Below are 3,076 nucleotides of genomic sequence, written 5' to 3' on the forward strand. Positions count from 1 at the left end.
GATCGTCACCCAAATTCCACGCGACTCGGGACATGCTCGTCCGATACCCCTGTGTTCACGTACCTCCAACTCGTCAGCTTTGGAGCGACGCTGGCAGTAACCTTCCTTGTGCCGATGTCGTTCGCGCTCGCTGCGTTTCGTCCTGAGCAAGACCCCAGCATCACGCAGATGTTCAATGACTCGGCGTGGTTCCTGTTGCTCTACATCTGGCCGCTATTCACCGTATGGCTGTGGTCTCTTGCCCTACCGATCTTCCTCGCGCCCAAAGGCACTGAAACGTTCCCCCGCTGGGTCGCACACCTGTCCGTGGCCATGAAAAAGTCCCCACTGGTGGCCAAGTGGAGGTCCCCGCTGGTGGCCAGTTAAAAGTCCCCACCCCGTGTTCGTCGTGTCGATCAGGAACTGCGGGCCCCGATGGTGACGGTGAAGGCGCCAACCGTTCGCCATCACCATCGGGGAGTTCCATTGAAATCTGCGAAGGACCGCATGGACATTATTTCTGCCTACCAACAGCTCGGGTCGTACCGAGCCGCCGCCGAGCAGTGCGGCACCACCCACAAGACCGTCAAACGTGTGGTGGAGAAGTTCGAAGCCGACCAGGCCGGCGACCCGCCGCCACCACGGGCCGAACGAGCCCACAACTACGACGTCGTGGCCGAGCTGGTCGCCGATCACGTGCAGAAGTCGCAGGGTCGGATCTCGGCTAAACGGTTATTGCCGGTCGCGGTGGCTGCCGGCTATGAGGGTTCGGACCGCAACTTTCGCCGCCTCGTGGCTGAGGCGAAAGCGTTGTGGCGCAGCGAGAATCACCGTGGGCGCCGCCCGGCGGTGTGGTCACCCGGTGAGTATCTGGTGATCGATTGGGCCCAAGCCGCGCCCGGATTGTTCCTGTTCTGCGCGGTGCTGGCGTTCTCGCGCTGGCGTTTCGTGCGCTTCGCCATCGATCAACGCGCGTCGACCACGTTGGCGTTGATCGCCGAAGCCCTGGCCGCGATAGGCGGGGTCCCAGCGAGGGTGCTGGCCGACCGGATGGCCTGCCTCAAGGGCGGGGTGGTCGCCAACGTGGTGGTGCCGACGCCGGACTACGTGCGGCTGGCCAGCCACTACGGGTTCGCCCCGGATTTCTGCCACGCCAATGATCCGCAGTCCAAGGGCATCGTGGAACACCTCTGCGGTTACGCCCAGCGGGATTTGGCGGTTCCGCTGCTGACTCAGGCCGCCATCGACGGCACCACCCTGGACGTGCGAGCCGCCAACACCGCCGCGGAGGCCTGGTGTAGTGAGGTTAATGCGTTGGTGCATTCGGAGATCTGCGCGGTCCCTGACGAACGGCTGATCGTCGAACGTGAACTGCTATCCCCACTTCCGTCGCTGCGCGCCCAGATCGGGGCACCGTCGGTGCTGCGCAAGGTCGACCGGCTGTCCTGTGTCCGTTACGGCTCTGCGCGCTACTCGGTACCCACCGGGCTCATCGGCACCACCGTGGCAGTCGTCGTCGATCAGGGTGCAGTGTGCCTGGTCGAGCCAACGACCGCGACGATCGTGGCCGAACACGAACTGGTTGCCCCCGGCGCCGCGTCGATACTCGACGCCCACTACGACGGAGCGCGGCCCGTGCCCCACCGCGGACCTCGCCCGAAAACAACCATCGAGAAACAGTTCTGCGACCTGGGCGAGGATGCCGAGGCGTTCCTGGTCGGGGCCGCCGCGATCGGCAACACCCGACTCGGGTCAGAGTTGGAGATCCTGCTGGCCCTGGGTGCTGCCCACGGTGAGCAAGCGTTGATTTCTGCGTTGCATCGAGCGGTGGCGTTTCGGCGGTTCCGCGCCGCCGACGTGCGCTCCATCCTGGCCGCCGGCACCGGCACACCACAACCACGTCCCGCCGGGGATGCCCTGATCCTGGATCTGCCCGTCGCCCCCACCCGCTCGCTGGACGCCTACAGGATCGCTCCGGTCACCGACGGCGAGGCGACCCCGTGACGACAACGGCCAAACAGATCAAACCCGTTGCCCCACCGTCGGTCCCACAATTGGCTGGCGATCTGGACGCGGGTTTGCGCCGTCTCAAACTCGCAGCGATCCGGCGCACCGCACCCGAAGTGCTACTGACCGCCAAGACCCAACGCTGGACCCCCGAGGAAGTGCTACGCACCCTGGTCGAGACCGAACTGGCCGCCCGGGATGCCTCCAACATCGTCAACCGGCTCAAAGCCGCAGCGTTCCCCGTTCCCAAGACACTCGAGGCGTTCGACGTGGCCGCCTCCTCGATCCAGCCCAAAGTGTTCGACTACCTATCGAGCCTGGAATGGATTCGTGCACAACAGAATCTGGCGCTCATCGGCCCAGCCGGCACAGGCAAATCCCACACCCTGATCGGTCTCGGGACCGCCGCGATCCACGCCGGCCACAAGGTCCGCTACTTCACCGCCGCCGACCTCGTCGAAACCCTCTACCGCGGCCTGGCCGACAACACCGTCGGCAAGATCATCGAATCCCTACTGCGGGTAGACCTGATCATCCTCGACGAACTCGGCTTCGCACCCCTCGATGACACCGGCACCCAGCTGCTGTTCCGCCTCGTCGCCGGCGCCTACGAACGCCGCTCCCTGGCCATCGGCTCGCACTGGCCCTTCGAACAATGGGGTCGGTTCCTGCCCGAGCAGACCACCGCGGTCAGCATCCTCGACCGCCTGCTGCACCACGCCACCGTCGTCATCACCGACGGCGACTCCTACCGGATGAAAGACGCCCAACACCGAAAGGAGCAGCAGCCCTAACCAACCAAGAATCACCGCACGGGGTGGGGACTTCTATCTGGCCACCAGCGGGGACAACAACATGGCCATTGACAACACCTCAGCTTCTGGTGCGGACTGCTGTTCGCAACGTCGCTACTCATTGCGCATGTCAAGACTGGCCCTTTTGCGTACAACGGGCTATTCGGGGTCTATGTCCCCGCCGCAGCCCTTGGACTCTGGGGCACTGCGACAGGCCTTGGCGTCATCAAGAGCATCCGTAGCGAGACATCTGTCGACGGCGGAACCTGTCAACCTGAATGAGGCACCGTTGCGCG

The 3,076-nt window shown here is 64.6% G+C and carries 2 protein-coding genes and 1 pseudogene; all 3 read left to right on the forward strand.

The window, feature by feature from the left end:
• Positions 1-366: pseudogene (locus CWS39_RS27990) on the forward strand (hypothetical protein); the annotation flags it as partial.
• A gap of 99 nt (positions 367-465) precedes the next feature.
• Positions 466-1,983: an IS21 family transposase gene (istA, locus tag CWS39_RS27995; RefSeq protein ID WP_102146077.1), complete on the forward strand. Its 1,518-nt coding sequence runs from the start codon at positions 466-468 to the stop codon at positions 1,981-1,983.
• Entirely contained in the window at positions 1,980-2,780 is an 801-nt protein-coding gene (gene istB, locus CWS39_RS28000) for an IS21-like element helper ATPase IstB (protein ID WP_199178340.1), read from the forward strand. Before istA ends, istB begins: the two co-directional genes overlap by 4 nt.
• Positions 2,781-3,076 lie beyond the last annotated feature (296 nt).

This window comes from Mycobacterium hubeiense (assembly GCF_002838065.1).
In the GTDB taxonomy this organism is placed as follows: domain Bacteria; phylum Actinomycetota; class Actinomycetes; order Mycobacteriales; family Mycobacteriaceae; genus Mycobacterium; species Mycobacterium hubeiense.